18 protein-coding genes are annotated in these 21,625 nt (G+C 37.5%); 7 read left to right on the forward strand and 11 right to left on the reverse strand.

The genetic code is table 11. The annotated features are described in order from the left end of the window. Positions 1 to 54: 54 nt before the first annotated feature. Entirely contained in the window at positions 55 to 1,518 is a 1,464-nt protein-coding gene (gene msr(D), locus PAN94_RS03320; protein ID WP_000420313.1) for an ABC-F type ribosomal protection protein Msr(D), read from the forward strand. A gap of 117 nt (positions 1,519 to 1,635) precedes the next feature. Here msr(D) and PAN94_RS03325 read toward each other — a convergent pair whose 3' ends face one another. Genes PAN94_RS03325 through PAN94_RS03340 form a run of 4 tightly spaced genes read right to left on the reverse strand, consistent with a single transcriptional unit; the run spans position 1,636 to position 2,880 of the window. Then, positions 1,636 to 1,935: a DUF5960 family protein gene (locus PAN94_RS03325; protein WP_001072467.1), complete on the reverse strand. Its 300-nt coding sequence runs from the start codon at positions 1,933 to 1,935 to the stop codon at positions 1,636 to 1,638. Then, positions 1,922 to 2,290: a hypothetical protein gene (locus PAN94_RS03330; protein ID WP_000567222.1), complete on the reverse strand. Its 369-nt coding sequence runs from the start codon at positions 2,288 to 2,290 to the stop codon at positions 1,922 to 1,924. The genes PAN94_RS03325 and PAN94_RS03330 overlap by 14 nt, the downstream gene beginning before the upstream one ends. 12 nt (positions 2,291 to 2,302) lie before the next feature. After that, positions 2,303 to 2,638, reverse strand: coding sequence for a DinB/UmuC family translesion DNA polymerase (locus PAN94_RS03335; protein ID WP_000806926.1), 336 nt, complete (start codon positions 2,636 to 2,638; stop codon positions 2,303 to 2,305). Further along, positions 2,635 to 2,880: a hypothetical protein gene (locus PAN94_RS03340; RefSeq protein WP_001813542.1), complete on the reverse strand. Its 246-nt coding sequence runs from the start codon at positions 2,878 to 2,880 to the stop codon at positions 2,635 to 2,637. The genes PAN94_RS03335 and PAN94_RS03340 overlap by 4 nt, the downstream gene beginning before the upstream one ends. Positions 2,881 to 3,780: 900 nt before the next feature. On the opposite strand from PAN94_RS03340, the gene PAN94_RS03345 reads away from it, so the two are divergent. The 6 genes from PAN94_RS03345 (at position 3,781) to xerS (ending at position 12,478) form a co-directional block, all read left to right on the forward strand. Beyond that, positions 3,781 to 5,049, forward strand: a complete 1,269-nt coding sequence (locus PAN94_RS03345; RefSeq protein WP_006151645.1) for a site-specific integrase — start codon at positions 3,781 to 3,783, stop codon at positions 5,047 to 5,049. A 3-nt stretch (positions 5,050 to 5,052) separates the two neighbouring features. Continuing rightward, positions 5,053 to 6,903, forward strand: a complete 1,851-nt coding sequence (locus PAN94_RS03350; protein ID WP_025197155.1) for a hypothetical protein — start codon at positions 5,053 to 5,055, stop codon at positions 6,901 to 6,903. After that, entirely contained in the window at positions 6,900 to 8,570 is a 1,671-nt protein-coding gene (locus PAN94_RS03355; RefSeq protein WP_049489377.1) for a hypothetical protein, read from the forward strand. The genes PAN94_RS03350 and PAN94_RS03355 overlap by 4 nt, the downstream gene beginning before the upstream one ends. Further along, on the forward strand, positions 8,563 to 9,276 hold the full coding sequence (locus PAN94_RS03360) for a hypothetical protein (RefSeq protein WP_049550152.1): 714 nt from the start codon (positions 8,563 to 8,565) through the stop codon (positions 9,274 to 9,276). Before PAN94_RS03355 ends, PAN94_RS03360 begins: the two co-directional genes overlap by 8 nt. An 8-nt stretch (positions 9,277 to 9,284) precedes the next feature. Beyond that, entirely contained in the window at positions 9,285 to 11,132 is a 1,848-nt protein-coding gene (locus PAN94_RS03365; RefSeq protein ID WP_155167737.1) for a zinc-ribbon domain-containing protein, read from the forward strand. 275 nt (positions 11,133 to 11,407) lie between these two features. Then, positions 11,408 to 12,478, forward strand: coding sequence for a tyrosine recombinase XerS (gene xerS, locus PAN94_RS03370; RefSeq protein ID WP_285874999.1), 1,071 nt, complete (start codon positions 11,408 to 11,410; stop codon positions 12,476 to 12,478). A 77-nt stretch (positions 12,479 to 12,555) separates the two neighbouring features. Here xerS and PAN94_RS03375 read toward each other — a convergent pair whose 3' ends face one another. From PAN94_RS03375 to PAN94_RS03405, 7 genes are all read right to left on the reverse strand, one after another. Beyond that, on the reverse strand, positions 12,556 to 13,188 hold the full coding sequence (locus tag PAN94_RS03375; RefSeq protein ID WP_285874602.1) for an ABC transporter ATP-binding protein: 633 nt from the start codon (positions 13,186 to 13,188) through the stop codon (positions 12,556 to 12,558). 1 nt (position 13,189) lies between these two features. Beyond that, on the reverse strand, positions 13,190 to 15,199 hold the full coding sequence (locus PAN94_RS03380) for a DUF1430 domain-containing protein (protein ID WP_285874603.1): 2,010 nt from the start codon (positions 15,197 to 15,199) through the stop codon (positions 13,190 to 13,192). A 310-nt stretch (positions 15,200 to 15,509) separates the two neighbouring features. Next, a complete protein-coding gene (gene lplA, locus PAN94_RS03385; RefSeq protein WP_285874604.1) occupies positions 15,510 to 16,499 on the reverse strand; it encodes a lipoate--protein ligase in 990 nt (329 codons plus the stop codon). Positions 16,500 to 16,513: 14 nt separating this feature from the next. Beyond that, positions 16,514 to 18,217 carry a dihydrolipoyl dehydrogenase gene (gene lpdA, locus PAN94_RS03390; RefSeq protein WP_285874605.1) on the reverse strand — a complete coding sequence of 568 codons (1,704 nt, stop codon included), beginning with the start codon at positions 18,215 to 18,217 and terminating at the stop codon, positions 16,514 to 16,516. Positions 18,218 to 18,263: 46 nt separating this feature from the next. Then, positions 18,264 to 19,307, reverse strand: a complete 1,044-nt coding sequence (locus PAN94_RS03395; protein WP_285874606.1) for a dihydrolipoamide acetyltransferase — start codon at positions 19,305 to 19,307, stop codon at positions 18,264 to 18,266. A gap of 219 nt (positions 19,308 to 19,526) precedes the next feature. Next, positions 19,527 to 20,519, reverse strand: coding sequence for an alpha-ketoacid dehydrogenase subunit beta (locus PAN94_RS03400; RefSeq protein ID WP_285874607.1), 993 nt, complete (start codon positions 20,517 to 20,519; stop codon positions 19,527 to 19,529). 18 nt (positions 20,520 to 20,537) lie between these two features. After that, complete coding sequence (locus PAN94_RS03405; RefSeq protein WP_285874609.1) at positions 20,538 to 21,506, reverse strand: thiamine pyrophosphate-dependent dehydrogenase E1 component subunit alpha; 969 nt, start codon at positions 21,504 to 21,506, stop codon at positions 20,538 to 20,540. Between the last annotated feature and the right edge of the window lie 119 nt (positions 21,507 to 21,625).

Consider the following 21,625-nt stretch of genomic DNA (forward strand, 5'->3'; position numbering starts at 1 on the left):
TTTCCCTGCATACAAGCAAATGAAAGCATGCGATTATAGACAGGAGGAAATGTTATGGAATTAATATTAAAAGCAAAAGACATTCGTGTGGAATTCAAAGGACGCGATGTTTTAGATATAAATGAATTAGAAGTATATGATTATGACCGTATTGGTTTAGTAGGAGCAAATGGTGCTGGAAAAAGCACTTTACTCAGGGTACTTTTAGGAGAATTAACTCCCCCAGGATGTAAAATGAATCGTCTGGGTGAACTTGCCTATATTCCCCAGTTGGACGAAGTAACTCTGCAGGAGGAAAAAGATTTTGCACTTGTAGGCAAGCTAGGTGTTGAGCAATTAAATATACAGACTATGAGCGGTGGTGAAGAAACAAGGCTTAAAATAGCACAGGCCTTATCGGCACAGGTTCATGGTATTTTAGCGGATGAACCTACGAGCCATTTAGACCGTGAAGGAATTGATTTTCTAATAGGACAGCTAAAATATTTTACAGGTGCACTGTTAGTTATTAGCCATGACCGCTATTTTCTTGATGAAATAGTAGATAAAATATGGGAACTGAAAGATGGCAAAATCACTGAGTATTGGGGAAACTATTCTGATTATCTTCGTCAGAAAGAGGAAGAACGTAAGAGCCAAGCTGCAGAATACGAACAATTTATTGCGGAACGTGCCCGATTGGAAAGGGCTGCGGAGGAAAAGCGAAAACAGGCTCGTAAAATAGAACAGAAGGCAAAAGGTTCTTCAAAGAAAAAAAGTACTGAAGACGGAGGGCGTTTAGCTCATCAAAAATCAATAGGAAGTAAGGAAAAAAAGATGTATAATGCTGCTAAAACCCTAGAGCACAGGATTGCGGCCTTAGGAAAAGTAGAAGCTCCGGAAGGCATTCGCAGAATTCGTTTCAGGCAAAGTAAAGCATTGGAGCTCCATAATCCATACCCTATAGTCGGTGCAGAAATTAATAAAGTATTTGGGGATAAGGCTCTGTTTGAAAATGCATCTTTTCAAATTCCGTTAGGAGCAAAAGTGGCGTTAACTGGTGGTAATGGAATCGGAAAAACAACTTTAATCCAAATGATCTTAAACCATGAAGAAGGAATTTCTATTTCGCCTAAGGCAAAAATAGGTTACTTTGCACAGAATGGTTACAAGTACAACAGTAATCAGAATGTTATGGAGTTTATGCAGAAGGATTGTGACTACAATATATCAGAAATTCGTTCAGTGCTAGCATCTATGGGGTTCAAACAGAACGATATTGGAAAAAGTTTATCTGTTTTAAGCGGTGGAGAAATTATAAAATTGTTGCTTGCTAAAATGCTCATGGGTAGATATAACATCCTAATAATGGATGAACCCAGTAACTTCCTTGACATACCAAGTTTAGAGGCTTTGGAAATACTAATGAAGGAGTACACCGGAACTATCGTGTTTATCACCCACGATAAACGATTACTCGAAAATGTAGCAGATGTAGTTTATGAAATTAGAGATAAGAAAATAAATCTGAAACATTAAATTTAAGGTAGTCGCTGGTCAGTATAGTCTGTTCTGGTTGGCGACTCCATTGTTAAAGAGTATAAAGACTTTAGATTTTATGAATATTAAAAATAGGAACAGTCAATTGAACTGCTCCTATTTTTCTGCTAAATATATTGTAGTTTTCTTATATGTATAATGATAGATTAGCGGATTCTCATCTACGGTACTTACTTCAAATATGAAGAAGTGATCGCGGTTATCTCTGGACTTTTCCTTATTGAGGACAAAGTAATTCTTACGTGAAGTCGCCATTGTTTTTAGGATATCATCAGTTAGGAAGGTCAATGGAATATTCATGTTAGAGTAGCGGTAGAAGTCACGTTCAAAATCTTGGTAGCTCTCGCTATAATAGTCCATTTGTAGGTGATTACGCTGAAACTCAAGCTGATTCATAGAGCACCTCCTCGACAAGTTCAATACTAATAATGTCTTTTAATTTCAAATTGATGTGACCTGTTGTAGTTTTTATCAAAATGAAATCTTTGGTCAGACTTGGTATTGTTCCAGTGTAGGAAACACGCTTGTTTTTTTCAATCACTTGAATGCGTGTGCGTAGCTGCCCGGCGTATACTTGACTGAGGAGTAATAATTTCTTCTCTAGTGATAAGTCAGACATGTACGTTACTTTGTTTGTATCATCAGAGAGTGCTGATGCATGTTCAGATAGGAAAAAGCCCATCCATTTTTGCATCTTTGTATCCTGGTACTCTCTTGCTGATTGAAATGGTAAATATGAACGGTCAATCATATCAAATCCTTTCTATGCAGAGGCAAGGGTATTTTTATCAAATTGAATCGTAAAACCTTGAATTCCCCCACCTGTGTAACATTCTTTAAAGCGATTGATTACCTCAGTATAGATTATCACAGATGAGCTTGTTGGCTTAATGCTAAATGTAAATTCCAATGGTAATCGGTTTTCAGATTTAGCATGTACTAGTCGTATCGATATTTCAGTTGTTTTGAGTTTTCTCTGACGAAGTTTTGAAGTTGCTGTTTCAACGATTCCATGTAAAAATCTTTCAAGCATTTCAATATCATTACATCCTTTGCTACGGATTTCTGAAAATTGTACTGTATTTTTTTCTTGTTTCATTTTAATCCCTCCAATCCACCCGCGGAATGACCACCGATAAGTTTACTGCGTTCAATATTTCTGGAACCTTCAGTTAGGACGGTTCCTTTTTGTATGGCTAAAAAACCAAACTGTTCTCTGACAACATCAATAGCTGTCTGAAGTCTATTATCTTTTTCAATTTGTTCTACATCATCAAAGAGTGATAGTAGAGTATAGCTTTCATCTACGAAGCCACTATAAGATACACCAATTTGTCTCACTGCACCAGAGGTGTATTTTTTCGGAATAATACAAGTACATGACTCACCATTGTTTTGGGGAGATTTGCGGGTTCAATTTTATTCTGAGCATTTATAGATTTTTTCATCTCAGTCCTAGAATAGCCAATATGAATAGAAACGACAGTAGTCAATACTAGGGCTACTGTTCCGTTCCACAGTATCATTTAAAAATCATTTTCACACCCTTTCGTCTATTAGTATAGAAGAAAGCTCTCAGCACATGAGGAGAAATCATGAGGGATATTCTCAGTTGAATAAGTAAGAGTATAATCTACATCTCCAAAGTAGGAGTGGCCAGTTCCAGCAGAAAGACCTTCATAGGTTTTATAACTGAATAGATCGACTACTTTGTTGTCGAATTTTTCCTGTTCTTCAAGTAATCCTGAGGAATAGACGACAACTTTAAAATCAAATAAGCTAAAAACGCTCTAAAATCATTAAATTGATATAAAAATGTTTTTTATTGTCAAAATATACAATTAAAAAAATTTCCAGTTTTTTTAAAATCACTATCTCAGATGACAATTTAATCAAAATATGATATAATACAGAAAAAGTAAAAATAACAAAAGTAACTTACAAAAGTAAAAGAAAAAAAGTAAATAGATAGCCACGGCGGATATTCCTTTCATTGTTTAGAAGGAGTTGCTGTGGTTATCGTTGTTGCTGAGCTAATTAATTGCTCTTATTACTTAGATGAAGTTACTTTTGTTATTGAATTAATTCAAATAATAATAACGATCAATGAAAGTACTCATCGATATTCCCTTTATGCAGTTTAGAGCACAAAGGAAAATGGTACTGATTTGATCGTTTTTTTGTGTATTGACATCCTAAAACCCAGTCAGAACCTTCAGTCATATTAAACAAGGAGATAACATGAGATTTGTTGTATATAAACATTCACTAGTTTTAGGTGATAACAACATCGTGACAAAGCAATTTATCGTTCTGAAGCACGATGACGGCAACTTACAATTTACTGATTTTCATCGTTATGTTAAATCTACTTCAAGAATCAAGTCTATTTCAGATGATGGGAATAAACGCTTTTCTTACGTTGTTAAGTTTCTAAATTTTATATTTGGTACTTCTGGACTTAAAAGTATAGATCAACTTACACTTGAAATGGTTAGAGAATTTTTTACGCTTTATGGATTATCTCAGTTACCAGGAGATAGAGAAAAAAGAAAGAAAAGCACCGTTGAAAAATGCGTAAATGCAGTTCTTGACTTCTTAACTCTTTATTTAAGTGAGCGAGAGGGAAAGGCTAAGTTAAAAGCAGAAGAATTGTATTCTACGACAACTTTTACGAATAGTAGAGGACGGGTTATAAAGCGTAAAGAACCAAATTTTGAAATATACGTAAATGATAGCAACACTGAGAAAGCTATTTTTCGTGATATGCCAAATAGTGCTTTTGAGATGTTATTTTCTCACATAGCACACTATCATAAAGATCTACTCATGGTTGTGGCCTTGGGAGCCTTTGTTGGCTTAAGACCATCAGAAGCATGCAATGTAAGACGTGAAGATAGTCCTCTAGGGCCAGGTATTTTGTTTCACCAAAGTGATGGGCAAGTATTTAAGATTGAGATCGATCTACGAAAAGAAATACCTCTCCGAAGCGATTTAAAGCCAACTGGACGGATTAAAAAGGAAAGACTTCAAGCAGTACCTTATATCTTTCTGGAGGTCTTTTTAGACACTTATAATGACTATATGACTTATCTGGAAGGTAAGAAGTATGAGAAGGATTATGGACCTTTAAATCTTAACAGACGAGGAAAAGCATTATCATACGATGTATACTATCAACGATTTCGTAAGATTATTCGCGACGAAATGATCCCAATCTTCTTAAAATCTGATGATGCAGAGGTTGTCTTTTTTGGGCAGCTTTTGCAGGAGCATAATATTTCCCCACATATTTTCAGACACTGGTACACGACACAGTTAGTATTATCTGGGGTTTCTGAAATAAGTGAGCTTATGTCAGCAAGAGGTGATAAATCGCCTGAGAGTGCTTGGGTTTATCTACAAAACAAAGGAGAAATCGCAAAACAATATGGTCAAGTTAATAATGGTGTTTTTGACTATATGAATTGGCGAGCAAATGAACTTTTTGGTGATAAGTTAGAAAGGTAATGTATGACTTATTCAATTAAATCTTTGATCGAAAATCTGTTAAGTGAACTCGGAAAAAACGATATACAGTATAAAGGCAAAATTAGTAAGTTTTTAGTTGATAACAATTGGTTTAATATTGAGATTGATTTGGATAACTATTCTATCTCAGATAAAGATGCTCAATTATTAATAGAAAAAATAACCAATTATCTTCTTGGACCAACTGGTTTAGCAGGAATTCAGCCTATATTTAAACAAAAATTCCCATTAACTTACAAATATTTTCAGCAATACTCAGAAGATAGCAACTTATCTAAGGAAAACATGTTTTATGTTCAAGATTTTCTTGCTTTTTATCTTAAAAGAGATTTATTTCTCTGTAATGATAATGAGATTGAATTGTTGGTTGAAGAAGCAGTATATGCACTTGAAAAGCAAAAAGGCGAAGTTTTTATTGATTTTTTAAAGTGGTTAATGAATAAAATGAGATGTAACTATCACAAAAGATATGAATTTACACCTCGATACACATTAGAACAGGAGACTAACGCTTATGAGTTAGACGAATATTTAGAATTACTGTATTTTCTTTTTAATGACAATTACATTAGAAAAGAAGATATGCTTTATAAAGCAGCAATCTCAAAAGACTACGCAGATACCTGGCTATTTCTAGCACTTCATTTTATATGTGCGCTACGTGGAACAGATTTAGAACAACTTGGACATCCACAACTTCCTAGAACACCGAAAGAAGTTCTAAAATCAGTTAGAAGTGGTAATTGGAGTAGCAGTGAGGCAAGAAGAACTCTTTTAAGTATTACAACTCGTTTAACTTATTTAAATATTACTCCAAACAAAACAAAGCGAACTAAAAATATTAGTCAGATTAAATTTCAGGTCCCTGAGAGTTGTCAGGTATTGATTGGAACGTTGTTGGCTATCTGTGAAGCTCATTATCAGTTGAATAAAGATAATAATGATGAACCTTTAATTCGACAAATAAAAGAATATAAACGAATTAATCGATATATGGGGAAAGAAATTGGAGACTTATTTCTTGAAAGGAATTTTAGTTCTAGATCTGCAAATAAATCCTATCTTCAAACTGTTGCCATGTTAGCAGATGATGTTTTGCAAGAAAAATCTGAGTTAAATATTAAAGGCTATTTTTTAGCCGCATTAGCCCGTAGCCATAAAGGTTCATTCGATGAATTTGCACAAACTACAACAACGTACCTAAAAGATGCCCAACTAAGCCAGCTTAAACCAGAAATGGTTGCGAGAGAACTATTTGAACGAGGTGTTTTATCTATGATTCCATCAATGATCCTGACGATTGTAACTAGAGGAAAGTATAAAGAATTAAGTCCTAGTCAACAGACTCAGATGATTAAACAGTTAGATTTGACACCAAATGAGATTGAAAAAACATTGGCTTTAAGCATTCAGGCAGAAGTGAAATCGCAAAAGGCATTAAAGATTTTGGTAGAAGAAGAAGCAGAGCCTAATCAACTTCTTACTATTTGTCATCGTATAGGAAACGGTGAAGCCTTCTCAAAACAAGGTGAAAGCATGTGTCTTTTATCTGCGCTTGGAAAGATTTGTCCATATGACGATAGGCAACATTGCATCGGTTGTCATTATGAATTACAAACGAAATCTACTTTATTGTTATTAGTAGGAGAATTCAATCGTTTGAACAAACAATACTCTAGAGTTCGAACTGATTTAGAAAAAGGTAAAATTCGGAGTATTTTAGAAGAACAAATAAAACCTTGTTTAACTGAAATGTTGCAAGCTTTATGCGAGCAATATGGAGATGACGTGTTACATGATTACGAAGAAATAATAAAGGAGTTAATAAATTGAACAATCAAGCTAAACTTTTTAAAATTGAAAATTATTTTGAAACTTTTGACCGTGATTGTGTTCTGCGAGCAAAAGAAGTTTTCGATGACTATTTTGATAAAGGAATTATTCTAAGTTACGATTTTGATCATAAGAAATGGGAAACTACAAATGAATATGCCAATATTAGCCTGTTTTTTAACATTTCTGAATTTCAATATAGGAGATTTTATCAATCAATTTTTCAGTTGCCTTATAAGAAATTTATCGATTACTTAAAAAGTTTTATTGTTTTCTCAATGAAACAACATGTTTTAAAAACTTTACAGCTATTTCTAATGGATATTAAACAAATTATTAAAAATACAACCAAAGATACGTTTTTAGATTTAGAAAATATTTCTGTAAAATTTCCTGGTTTATGTATTGACTTTTTCTCAAATCTTCCCTGTTCAGATGATAGTCAACTAAATCAACTATTGGAGCAATTAGATAATAAATTAACTATCAACCTTCAAAAAAAGCAGAGGTCAAAACAGCAAAGACAATTAGCGCAATTTCAATCCTATTTTACTTTTAATGACATTTTAAATGATTATTGGTCTCAAACATTATCTAAGAAAGAACGTCTATTTTATTATCCATTGTATCTCTGGTGGCAGATTACAGCAATTTTACCTTTAAGGCCAAGAGAATTTCTTTTAATACAAAGAAACTGTTTAACCGAGAAAGATGGAAAATATTTTCTTACATTAAGGAGAAATATAATCAAAGGAAGGGATCGACTTGTTGCACATAAAATTTCTGAAGATTATACTTTGAATACTTATGAAATTACTAATTCATTAGCTTCTGAAATAAAGACTTACCTCAAACTTACGGAAAATGATAATTCTACTAAATTAGATACATTATTTGTGACTGATCCTCATTATAACCGTTGGGGTCGTCGAACAGGTGTTAATAACCGATTTTTAACTTACACTAATCTCAATACTATTTTGAGGTATTTTTTTAATGAGATTATTTCTCAAAAATACGGTTATCAAGTTAATTATTTTAGTTTTCCAGCTAGATTAGATGAAAACGAGATTAATTTGATTCATATTGGGGATACGAGACACATTGCAATGATCAATTTAATTGCAGAAGGGGCTAGTCCTGTTACAGCTATGCTTTTAGCTGGTCATGAAGATGTGACAACTTCATCTCACTATTTTTCAAATTTAAGCCAATTTATTGAATGTCGTAGTTATCAAATGTATCGTAAACTAACGAGTAAGAATACGAATTACACCATAAGTAAGAGACAGCCATTTTATACAGCACAAGGACAATACATCACTTTAGAAAATAAAGGACGGTGTTACTCACCCCGCTTTGCGAAAGGTGATTATTCAGATTGTCTGAAAGTTATTAGTGAGCATGCAGAACTAGGTGCTTGTACGAGCTGCCCTTTTTACCGTAAAGCAGGTAAAGATTATTTTTCAATGGATAAAACATTTAAAAAGTCAGTTGATGAAAAAGCTATGGTTGTAGATGAAGCGATTAGAAAAGTTAGGCAAGGGAAAGGTCATATTGAAGATATTGGAGAAGCTTTGTTGAAATTAAAAACAGTTAGCAATACCTATCAAGATTACTTAAATGCTAAACAACTATCTTTAGAGGAGAATAAGTCTAATGGCTAGAAAGAAATCAATTTCTGATGATGAATTGATTCATTTGTTTGAACAGTATTTAATTTCCCAGTGTTCCTGTGATTTAAGCTTGGTAAAAATCCCTCGGTTTGGTGACTATGTTAGGAATAATGGCTATCAAAATGTTGCGGATACAACCATTAGACGTAATAAAAGATTCAGGGATTTTTTAAAAGAAAGTGAAATTAAATACCAAGATGAAAATTATGAAGCTGTAATTACTTATAAGACCATAGATCCTGACAATTTTATGGCAAAAAATCGTGCTCCAGGTGCTATGAAAAGAGCATTGGTGGAAATTAGCCAATACTACAAGAAAATAGCAAACATTGCGGCCAGCTATAAACAAGAAGCAGATAAGTTACGTAGTTTAAATTCTGAACTACAGTCAACTAATGAAGATTTAAAACAGAAGCTACAAAGAGAAAATGAGTTAAGTGATGAGAATCAAAAACTATTACAAATAATCAAAACAAGTGTCTATCCAGAAATTGCGAATGAGCTTTTAAAAGCAGAAGGATTGTTAAAATATTCTCAAAAGGTTATCAGTGAGGATTTCCTAGCAGACAATATCATCACCGCTGATTCAGAAATAGATTTTCATTCTGGTGGTCTTATTGAACAAGAAAATCCTCAAAAATCAACTAAAGTGGTTTCTATTAAAAACTTACTAGACAGCAAAACTAATTATAAATGAGGAAAGAAATGAACAAGAAAGTTAAAGATAATCCAGCTATTTACATGTACTGGGATCAAAAACGAAATGTTCTTGACCCCAAAAAAATATCGTCAAATAGTTTAAAATATGCCTATTGGTCTTGCCCTTATTGTCAACACCATTGGGAAGCGAAAATCATTGATGTGCAGCTTGACAGTTATGAATATCTTAGGTGTTGCCCCCATTGTGGATTAGGTGAACGTTCCATTGATGAAAATGAGAGCGTCCTTCAGGTTTATCCCGATTTCAGAAATTATATAAACTACAGCATTGAGCAAGATGAAGAATTAGATGAGAAACTTCTTACCTTGCCGTTCAATAGTAAAAGAAAATTCAATTTTAAATGTCCGACGTGTCAATTAAGTTGGAAAGATTCTGCGACAAATAAGAGGTTATTTCAACTAACAAGTGGGGATTTGTTTCATTTTGGCTGCAATGAAACTTCCTATCATTGCGATTACAAATCAATTTATCCAAATTTAGCTAAAATCTATAGCGAACATTTAAACAAATTTAAATTTAACGAACTGAAGCTGAGTTACAATATAACAGTACCTATCCATTGGGAATGTGATAAGTGTCATTGCAAATTTGAATTATCTATTGATAGATTATTGAACCGAATTAAAAGAAGTGGTCATTACTGTTTGGAGTGTCATTCTTCATTTGAAGAGTTATTGGATAAAGATTTTGATGTTTCTCCTCTATCTTTTTTAAATTCTTCCATGCTCAAGGAGTGGTCTAAAAGGAACAATATTACACCTAATCAAGTTGATGTATTATCTAATGTTCATGTGTTATGGGAATGTACGAATTGTCACGGAGAGTATTCATGCTCACTATTTGAAAAAACAGATAGGTCTTGTCCATTTTGTTCAAATAGAGAAAAACTTCAGGATTTTAATACACTAAATGAAACACATCCCTATTTGAGGGAATTTTGGGACCTCAGTAATGAAAGGGATTTTTCCGAATATTGGTTTAAGTCAAATAATGTAGTTAGTTGGGTTTGTCCTTGTTGTAAAATCAACTTTCAATGTAGCCCAGCCGAAATGATCAGTCGAACCGATTTAGAAAATCAAAACTTTCAAACATGTCCCAATCAATGTGACTGGAGGACTGAGGTATTTAAAAATAATATTTTCCTTAAAGAACCAAAACTCATCAAAGAATGGAGCGATAAAAATAAAATTCCTATTCATTTATCTCAGACAACAATAGAAACGAAAAAATATTGGTGGGATTGTTCAAAGTGTCATGGGACATATTTATGTTCTATCCCAATTCGAAGAGAAGTTTCTCAGTGTTGTCCTTTCTGTAACAACGATAAGCCTCTGAATGGGTATAATACATTTGATTATTTGTACCCTGAACTAGCAAAATTGTGGGCACCAAATAATAAAGTCTCAATAGATAGTTTTGTTCCATTATTAACTGAAAAAAGGTTTTATTTATGGCGCTGCAAAGAATGTAACTTCGAATTTCATGAGCGCTTCAGCATTATACTAAATAAGTATTTAAGTTCCGAGACAAAAGATCTTAAAGAAATGTGTCCATTTTGTGCAGAATTAAAAGAAAGACAAGATAATATCTCTTTTGAAGATTTAATGAATGAGTGGGACTACCTTAATAATCTTATTCTAGGAGGTCCAGAAAGAATCACAAATAGTACGAAATTAAGATTTTGGTGGATTTGTAAGAACAATCCAGAGCATCGTTATAGAATGGCTATCGTAGATAAGATTGCAAATGTAAAACGATCTATCGAGCCATGCATATTTTGTAAAGGGCGTAGACGAAAAAGAGAACATTTTGTTCCTTATAGGAAAATTTAAAAAACAGGTTCAAATTTGAACTTGTTTTTTATCATAGATTTTTATAAAGTACATTATTTTAAAAGATTGTATTTTTAGTTTTCAAGTAGATAGTGTACAGAATTTTAGTATGCGAAAGATTTAGTTTTCACGGGAATAAAGTACATTTTTTGCTCAAAAATTTTTTTCGGTTAACGCTTTACCTCTCTCTAACATCTTTCCGAAAAACTATAATTTTCTTGAAAAATACATCTAGATATGCTATACTACTATTACAGAAAAAACGGAGAAATATGATGAGACGTGAACTGTTATTAGAAAGAATTGACAGACTCAAGGCCACTATGCCCTGGTACATTTTGGAATATTATCAGTCTAAGCTGGCGGTGCCATATAGTTTTACAACCCTATACGAATATCTCAAAGAATATGATCGCTTTTTTAATTGGGTGCTAGAATCTGGTATCACGGATGCTTCCCATATTGCTGAGATTCCTCTCTCGGTCTTGGAAAATATGACCAAGAAAGACATGGAGGCCTTCATTCTATACTTACGGGAGCGGCCGCTCCTCAATGCTAATACTACGCAAAACGGTGTTTCCCAGACAACCATCAACCGGACTCTGTCGGCTTTGTCCAGCCTTTACAAATATTTAACTGAGGAAGTTGAAAATGAGCAGGGCGAGCCTTACTTCTATCGAAATGTGATGAAGAAGGTTGCTACTAAGAAGAAAAAGGAGACTCTGGCTGCTCGTGCAGAGAATATTAAGCAGAAGCTCTTTTTAGGAGATGAAACCGAGGAATTTCTCCAATATATCGATACGGAGTACCCTAAGAAGCTCTCTAATCGCGCCCTGTCCTCTTTCAACAAGAACAAAGAACGAGATTTAGCCATCATTGCCTTGCTGCTAGCCTCTGGTGTTCGTCTGTCTGAAGCTGTCAATCTGGACCTAAAAGACATCAATCTAAAGATGATGGTCATTGAAGTGACAAGAAAAGGCGGTAAAAGGGACTCTGTCAATGTTGCTGCTTTTGCCAAGCCCTATTTAGAAGAGTATCTAAACATTCGGAGCAAACGATACAAGGCCGAAAAGACTGATACAGCCTTCTTTTTGACGGAATACCGTGGCACTCCGAATCGAATTGATGCTTCCAGTGTCGAAAAAATGGTAGCCAAGTATTCTGAGGACTTCAAGGTGCGAGTGACGCCTCACAAACTCCGCCATACACTTGCTACACGTTTGTATGATGCAACTAAATCTCAAGTTCTTGTCAGCCACCAGCTAGGACACGCCAGTACACAAGTCACTGACCTCTATACTCATATCGTCAATGATGAGCAAAAGAATGCTCTGGACAAACTATAGTTTTCAGAACTAAAATTATGACACATACAACAGTAAATGCTCTATGATGTTTTGTTCATAGAGCATTTTTACTTAACTTAAATAGTATTTAACCGAATCACTTCATCGGCCTTTTCCCAAATCGCTGGATTATGCGTTGCAAGAATCATCAAGCGGTCTGGCTTTTTCAATGATAATAGTAAGTTCATAATTTCTTGTGAAGTTTCGGGATCGAGTGCTGCAGTTAATTCATCTGCCAAAATCAGGGGAGGATCCTTGAGGATGACTTTGGCCAAGGCGACACGTTGCGCTTCTCCGCCTGATAATTCGTAGATTTTTTGATCGAGTGTGAGATAATCCAATCCCACCTTTTCTAGGACTTCTTCTTCTCGCTGCTTCTTCTCTTGTTTAGTCCATTTTTGACCAATCAATCCAAGTTCTAAATTGGCAGCTACGGTCTCGTTTTCAAGAAGACCGAAGTTTTGAAAGAGATAGCCTAATTCATTTTTGAAAAAGTGATGAGATTTGATTTGATTAAGCTCTTGCCCTCGGTAGCTGATGCTTCCCTTATCATAAGGCTCTAGCTTAGCCAGAATATTGAGTAGGGTTGTCTTGCCACAACCGCTATTTCCGATTAGGGCATATGCCTTTCCTGTTGCAAATTGCAGATTGATATCCTGAAAGACAATCCGTTCTCCAAATGATTTTGTCAGGTGTTCTATTTTGATCATATTAGGCTCCTTTCAGAATAATGGGCAAGAAATGGTCCTCTTTATGCGAGCGGTAAAGGAGAATCAGCCATGCATTGGTCGCAAATAATAAGAGCGCGACAAGAGCGATCCACCATTCCTGTGTGAGAAAGAAAATCAGGACACTACCTAATAGCAGCATGACAATCTCTGATATGAGCATGCTTCGGTGAATTTTCAAAAAGTCCATACCCGCAATCTTCTTCAGGAATATCGGTTTTCTAAACTCTTCAAAATAGAGGAAATTCATGGTGTTAAAGAGTAGAATGGAGGTCGCCATTCCGAAGATACCGCCAGCAATGGCCATGAGGTTCTCTAATTGAATGGATTGCATCATCTGCTGATAGACAGCTGCTGCATAGTCGTATTGACTTACGTTTTTTTCAAGCCCATGCTCAGCTACTAGCTTCTTGCTTTTTTCGAGTCCATCAAAATACAGATAAGAATTGAGTTGAGAGAAATAAGGATTGTCGTAGCCACCAAAGCTTTTAGGTCGAACAACAACCAAAATCGGATCGGTCAAGAATTGCTGATAGTTCATAGGTGTATTGTTATAAATAAAGCGTTTTTGGTTGTTAGGAAGATAGGTCACCCGTGCTTTCATGGGCAACTGACTCTTTCCTTGTTCATCTCTAGGAGTCAGATAATCTTCGTACCGTTTTTTCAACTCCTCTTCTTGACCCTTCAACTTTTCAGGGAGCAAGAGTCCAAATTCTCCAGCTTGCAAGTGATTCAAGCGCTCTTTTTCCTCAGGGGAAACTGAGATTCTTTGGATATCAAGATAATTTGGAGTGACATACAGGGTATTGGCAAGAGGATCGTAATCTGTGATCGAAAGATCTCTCCCTGTTCTAGGATCATTCATGAAGCCTTTTGAATCAAAAGATGCGAGCTGATGATAGACCAAGAGACCACCTTTTTCGATGCCAGACTCGATGAGCTTAGACCATTTTGCTCTGTTCTCAATTTGCGTCTCTTTGTTTGTATTCTGTGAAAAATCCTCCCGATTGACACCAATTTGAACCCAATTCGTCTCTTTAGACCAAGCCACTTTCCCCTCTTGGTAAGTCCGCCAGCTAGAACCATAGATACTGACCCGATGAATAGCAAGGCCAATGAGAGCAACAGCGAGAAATTGACAGGTAAAGAGAAAAACTAAAATCCTTTTTACTGGAATTTTCCCTTTTAAAAGGCTAACTAGATGCACCGTCTGGATGCCGAAGGCAAAAAGAAAGGACAGGAGAACAGATACGATGAGCAAGAGCGTATTATAAATGATACTACTTGAAATAATGAAGGAATAGGCAAAGGGGGTTAATTGTAAGCAATAAGTCAAAATGGATCCTAAGGCACTGGCTCCAATACATCCTAAAAGCAGCTCTCTGCTGTCTTCCATGAGAGAACGTCCAAAGAGTTGGTACCGTCTCATCCCTGCAATATAACGAATCCCTGCACTCCTCAATTCAAGTGTTTTTTGAATAATGGCCAATGCACTAAAGCTAAGAATAAAAATAACCAAGGCTAAGGATTGGGAACCAGATCCAAAAAATGCCATAAAATTCTGCAAGAGATTAGGCTTATTCATGAAAGTCTTTGAGAAACCAAGTTCGTGTAGTTTTTGATCCAACTTTTCGAGTGGTAACTTCCCTGAGAGTATATAGTAATTGGTAAGTAAGCTTTTCTTAGAAGCGACTTCTTTATCTGCTTTTTTGATGCCCTTGGGAAGCTCTCCCTCTCCGTAAATATCATAGGAGAACTTGACTTGACCTTGCGAATCTGTTTGTTGAATCTGGCGAGCGATTACACTAGTGCTTTCCCTTGCTAACTGATTCAAGTTGGTTGAAAGTTCCTCAGAGGTGACAGTTCTTTCTTGTTTAAGAACTCCTACTACAGGGAGGCTTCGGTAGATGAGCGTATTTGGTGAAATAAAGGCAATCCAAAGAAGAAAGCTGGTGACAAAAAGATTAGAAAAGATAATAAAGACTCGTTTCATAAGATCACACTTTCTAAGGGAAGGTTGAAGACAGATACTTCAAGCTTTTCAAACGACTTTATCCATCTATATAATACCATAAAAGTAACATATTAGAAACTATTTATAGGTAAAACTGAGTTCAAAAAGAGAGTGGGACAGAAATCGGTAATTCGTTAGAATTCGATTTCGTCATCCCACCTCCGCACAGTTGAGTAGGGGTGTAAATGCTGATGAAATCAGCGTAGTAGAGCCCACTCAACCCCTGCGTCTTGCTCGACAATCCAAAGACAATTGAGAGGCTAGGACTTTTGTCCCAGCCTCTATGTTTTTATCCTACTACTGCTTCAGCGATTTCTTCACGGCTGATACCAGCAAAGTAGCGAGTAATATCTATTGTTTCCAGTGCTTTGAGGACATCCTCACGTTCATAGCGAACACCGCGAAGGACATCTTCTACTGCTGCGACGTCTTCGATACCAAAGAAGTCACCATAAATCTTGATATCTTGGATTTTAGACTCGATAACATTGGCAAAAACTTCGACCTTACCGCTAGGGAATTTTGTTCCGCGACGGATGTTAAATTCAGGTGATTTGCCGTAGTTCCAGTCCCACGTACCAAATTTAGTATCCTTGATGCGATTGATTTCCGCCAATTCTTCTTCTGAAAAGACGTATTCTGTCATCTCTGGGTACTCTTTTTTCATGTATTCCAATAGCAGATCACGGAATTCTTCAACTGTGATTTTTTCTGGCAATTCATCGATAATATTGGTTACACGGGCACGGACGGATTTCACGCCTTTTGACTCAAATTTGTCCTTTGAAACCTTAAGGGCATTTGCTAGGACTGATAAATCAACGTCAAAGAGCAAGCAACCGTGGTGCATGATACGGCCATTGATATAGGCTTGCGCATTGCCACAGAATTTCTTGCCATCAATCTCCAAGTCATTCCGTCCAGTGAATTCAGCCTTTACACCAAGCTGAGCCAAGGTATTGATTACTGGTGTTGAGAAGCTCTTGAAGTCAAAGGCCTTGTTTTCATCCTCTTTTGAGATGATCGTGTAGTTAAGGTTGTTAAGGTCATGATAAACAGCTCCACCACCGCTAATGCGGCGAACCACTTCAATACCATGTTCCCGCACATAGTCGCGGTTGATTTCTTGGATGGTGTTTTGATGGCGCCCGACAATAATCGACGGCTTATTGATCCAGAGTAGGAAAATTTGATCCTCATCAAGGAGATGCTTAAAAGCATACTCCTCAAGAGCGATATTAAAGGCAGTATCATTGCTATTGTTAATGATATATTTCATTGACGAGACATCCTTTATTTTTTCTTAGGTGAGTGGATAGCCATTCCCAAAACATCCGCAAACGCTTCATACATCACTTCAGAGTAGGTTGGGTGTCCGTGGATAGTCTTCAGCATTTCTTCAACAGTAATTTCCATTTCGATAATGCTTGATGCTTCGTTGATCAATTCTGCAGCTGCAGGACCAATGATGTGAACACCAAGGATTTCTCCGTACTTCTTATCAGCGATGACTTTAACAAAACCTTGAGCTGCATCTGAGGCAATGGCACGGCCATTGGCTGCAAAGTTGAATTTACCGATAGCGACATCATATTTCTCACGTGCTTGTTCTTCAGTCAGACCTACTGCTGCTACTTCAGGAAGAGTGTAAATGGCTGCAGGAGTTAAGTTGAGTTTCGCTACAACATGGTTTCCTTTAAGGGCATTTTCAGCTGCTACTTCACCCATACGGAAAGCTGCATGAGCCAACATCTTAGTACCGTTAATATCACCTGGTGCGTAGATGCCTGGAACAGAGGTTTCCATGTATTCGTTGACCTTGATACGTCCACGATCCAATTCAAACTCAACATCGCCAATTCCTTCAAGGTCTGGCACACGGCCAATTGAAAGAAGAGCTTTGCTTGCGATGATATCGTCTTTTCCTTCAACCTTGATACGAAGTTGACCATTTTCCTCGATGATTTCTTCCAACTTAGTTTCAGTCAGAATGGTCATACCCTTGCGCTCCAAGATAAGTCGAAGGTTCTTAGACACTTCAGCATCCATGGCTGGAACAATACGATCCATCATTTCGATAACAGTCACTTTTGAACCAAATGTCATGAAGGCCTGACCGAGTTCGATACCGACAACTCCACCACCGATGATAACAAGGCTTTCTGGCACTTCGTTCATTTCAAGAATGTCGTCACTTGTCATCACGAGTGACGATTCCATACCAGGAACGTTAATCTTGCTGACTTTTGAACCACCAGCCAGGATAATTTTCTTAGTTTCAAGCAGTTCAGAACCATTAACCAAGACATTCTTGTCTTTAGTGATGGTACCAACACCCTTATGAACAGTAACTCCGTAGCTACGAAGGAGTCCTGCAACACCACCTACCAAGGTATTGACAACTTTAGATTTAGTTTCTAAAAGTTTGTCCATATCAACAGTGAAGTTTGGATTTTCGATGACGATACCACGGTTAGCTGCATGACCGATATTCTCAATAATTTCAGCGTTGTGAAGGTAGGTCTTGGTTGGGATACATCCACGGTTCAAGCAGGTTCCACCGAGTTCAGATTTCTCAACAAGGGCAACCTTACCACCGAGTTGGGCTGCTTTAATGGCTGCTACATAACCAGCAGGACCTCCACCAATCACAACGATATCAAAGGCATCATCGCTCTTACCGTCGTCGTTTGAGGCACTAGCTGCAGGTGCAGGACTAGCTTCTGGCGCTGCAGCTCCAGCTGTTGGGATGTTCTCCCCTTCTTCACCAAGGTAGCCAATGACTTCCGTTACTGGGACAGTTTCACCATCTCCTTTGAGGATGGCAATCAAGTATCCATCTTCTTCGGCTTCCAATTCCATGCTGACTTTATCAGTCATGATTTCCAAAAGGATTTCTCCTTCTTTTACAAATTCTCCGACTTTTTTATTCCATTGGACGATTTGTCCTTCTGTCATATCCACGCCGGCTTTTGGCATAATTACTTCTAAGGCCATGTCTTACTTCCTTTATCTATATCTCTAAAAATAAATACTGTATTATTTAAACCAACATTGAGATTGGGTTCTCAACCAAGGCTTTCAAGTCTTTCATAAACTTAGCACCAGCCATACCATCTACAACACGGTGGTCAATCGTTAATCCAAGGCTCATGATTGGACGAATCACAATCTCGCCATTTACAACTACAGGTTTCTCAACTGTTGAGCTAACCCCGAGGATTGCTGAGTTAGGTTGGTTAATGATAGGACCGAAGGACTGAACACCAAACATTCCCAAGTTACTGATTGTGAATGTTGAATTTTGCAGTTCACTTGGAGCCAATTTGCCATCCAATGTACGACCAATCACGTCTTTAAATGCAACAACCAACTCTGACAAGCTCATTTTTTCAGCATTGTAAACAACAGGTGTCATCAAGCCATTATCCATACCGACCGCCATAGCCAAATTCACATAATTGTGAGTGATGATCGTCTTACCTTCGTCCGTCAATGAAGCGTTGAGATAAGGGTGCTTCATCAATGTTTTGACAACAGCAAGCGAAAGCAGATCTGTCACTGTTACCTTCTTGCCAGTTGCTTCTAGGATTGGCTCCAGAACTTTTTTACGCAGGGCCAACATTTCTGTCATGTCAACATCATAGTTGAGGGTAAAGGTTGGCGCAGTTAGGTAAGATTCTACCATCCGTTGCGCGATAACCTTCCGCATTGGCGTCATTGGAATCCGCTCAATTTCACCGTAAGGAGTGATGTTGTCTGGAACTTCTTCCACTTTCTCGATTTGAGCTGGAGACTTAATCGTATCCGACTCAATATTTTCAGGCAGAAAGGCAAGGACGTCTTTTTTCATAATCTTGCCACGATGGCCAGTTCCTTGAATTTCTTGCCAAGCGATATTATGTTCTTGGGCAATTCGTTTTGCCAGTGGTGAAATCCGCACCACGTTTGTATCTTTATAAGTTTCCACGTCTTCTTTGTGGACACGACCGTTTGCACCTGAGCCAGAAACATCATAGAGGTTGATTCCCAAATCATCCGCTAACTTTCTAGCAGCAGGAGTCGCTCTTAGCTTATCATCAGCCATGACCTCTCCAATTCTAATTATGATACTAAGGGCACTGACTGCAAAGAAAGATAGTTTTGATTCCTTCCAGTCTTAACCCTACAAGTTATTTTAATGCTATTTGTAACGACTATCAGCCATCACAAAAGTTTTAACATCTTTGACCCTCTACACAAGATTAGATTACATAAAATAATTTATGTAATCTAATTCATGAGAAAACCTTTTCTTTATTATACCTTATTCTTTATGATATGTCTTCCGAATAGCGTCTTTGATGCTTTCAACGGTCGGAATCATTGCGTTTTCTAAGTTTTGTGCATAAGGCATTGGCACATCTTCTCCGGCACAACGGCGGATTGGTGCGTCTAGATAATCAAATGCTTCTGATTCAGAAATAATCGCTGAAATCTCTCCGATATAACCACTTGTTTTGTGGGCATCGTTGACCAGAACGACCTTACCAGTCTTTTTAACAGAGTTGATGATAATTTCTTTATCAAGCGGCACCAATGTACGTGGGTCAACGACTTCTACAGAAATACCTTCTTCTGCCAATTCTTCAGCCGCCTGCATAACACGGCGCAGCATTTTTCCGTAGGTAACGACTGTTACGTCTGTACCTTCCTTTTTGATTTCACCAACGCCAAGCGGAATAAGATAGTCTGGATCAACTGGGACTTCCCCTTTTTGGTTAAATTCAGACTTATATTCCAAGATAATAACTGGGTTATTGTCTCGGATAGAAGCCTTGAGGAGGCCTTTCATATCAGCAGGCGTACCTGGTGCTACTACCTTGAGGCCTGGAATGTGGGTAAACCAAGATTCCAAAGACTGAGAGTGCTGAGCCGCAGAGCCAACTCCATTACCAGCCGCACAACGAATGGTCATCGGAACTTGGCCTTTTCCTCCAAACATGTAGCGAGTTTTAGCCGCTTGGTTGACGATATTATCCATGGCAATCACAGCGAAGTCCATGAAAGTCATATCCACGATTGGACGGAGTCCTGTCATAGCTGCTCCAGCTGCTGCTCCAGAAATAGCTGCTTCTGAAATCGGACAGTCACGTACACGCTCAGGTCCAAATTCTTCCAGCATACCAACAGATGTTCCGAAATCTCCACCAAAGACCCCGACATCCTCTCCCATCAAGAGTACATTTTCATCGCGACGCATTTCCTCAGACATAGCGAGGATAATGGTGTCACGAAATGACATTGTTTTAGTTTCCATTTTCTTTTTCTCCTCTCTTTAGTCTGCGTAAATATCTTCAAAGGCAGATTCAAGCGGCGGGAATGGGCTCTCTTCTGCAAACTTCACAGATGCTTCTACTGCTTCTTTGACTCCAGCTTGGATAGCTTCCAGCTCTTCCTCGCTTGCAATCTTGTTTTCCAGCAAGTAGTTACGAAGATTTTCGATTGGATCTTTCTTCTTCCATTCGTCTACTTCTTCACGAGTACGGTATTTACCTGGGTCGGAAGACGAGTGTCCCAACCAACGATAAGTCACACTCTCAATCAAGACAGGTCCTTTACCACTGCGAACATGCTCCACAGCCTTTTGGAAGCCTTCATAGACATCGAGAACATTATTTCCATCTTCTATGAACATGCCTGGAATGCCATAGGCTGCACTGCGTTGATGGATATGTTCCACATTGGTCATTTTCTTGATATCCGCAGAGATTCCATAACCGTTGTTAATACAATAGAAAATAACTGGAAGATTCCAGATAGAAGCCATGTTGACTGCTTCGTGGAAGACACCTTCGTTTGTAGCACCGTCACCAAAGAAGCAGACAACAATCTTGCCTGTCTTCTGCATTTGCTGAGTAAGAGCTGCTCCGACAGCGATTCCCATACCGCCACCTACGATACCATTGGCACCAAGGTTTCCAGCATCCAGATCGGCAATATGCATAGAGCCACCTTTTCCTTTACAAGTACCATTATACTTACCAAGGATTTCAGCCATCATACCATTCAGGTCAATGCCTTTGGCAATGGCTTGACCGTGTCCACGGTGATTAGAAGTGATTAAATCATCCGGATTCAAAGCTAACATTGCACCTACGTTTGCTGCTTCCTCACCAACTGAAAAGTGAGTCATGCCTGGAACTTTTCCTTTTTTTACAAGTTGCGCAATTTTCAAGTCCATGCGACGGATCTCTTCCATCTTACGGAACATCTCTAGTAAGAGAGATTTATCTAAGGTTGCCATTTCTTTGCCTTTCTAAAACCCCATTCAATCGTATGTACAGGCAGCTGCAACTGTTTAAGTTGTACTAGGATATTTTGAATATCCCAAGCGTTCTAACTGTCCTATCATTCCGAATGATA

The sequence above is a fragment of the Streptococcus sp. SC1 genome (assembly GCF_030272855.1).
GTDB lineage: Bacteria > Bacillota > Bacilli > Lactobacillales > Streptococcaceae > Streptococcus.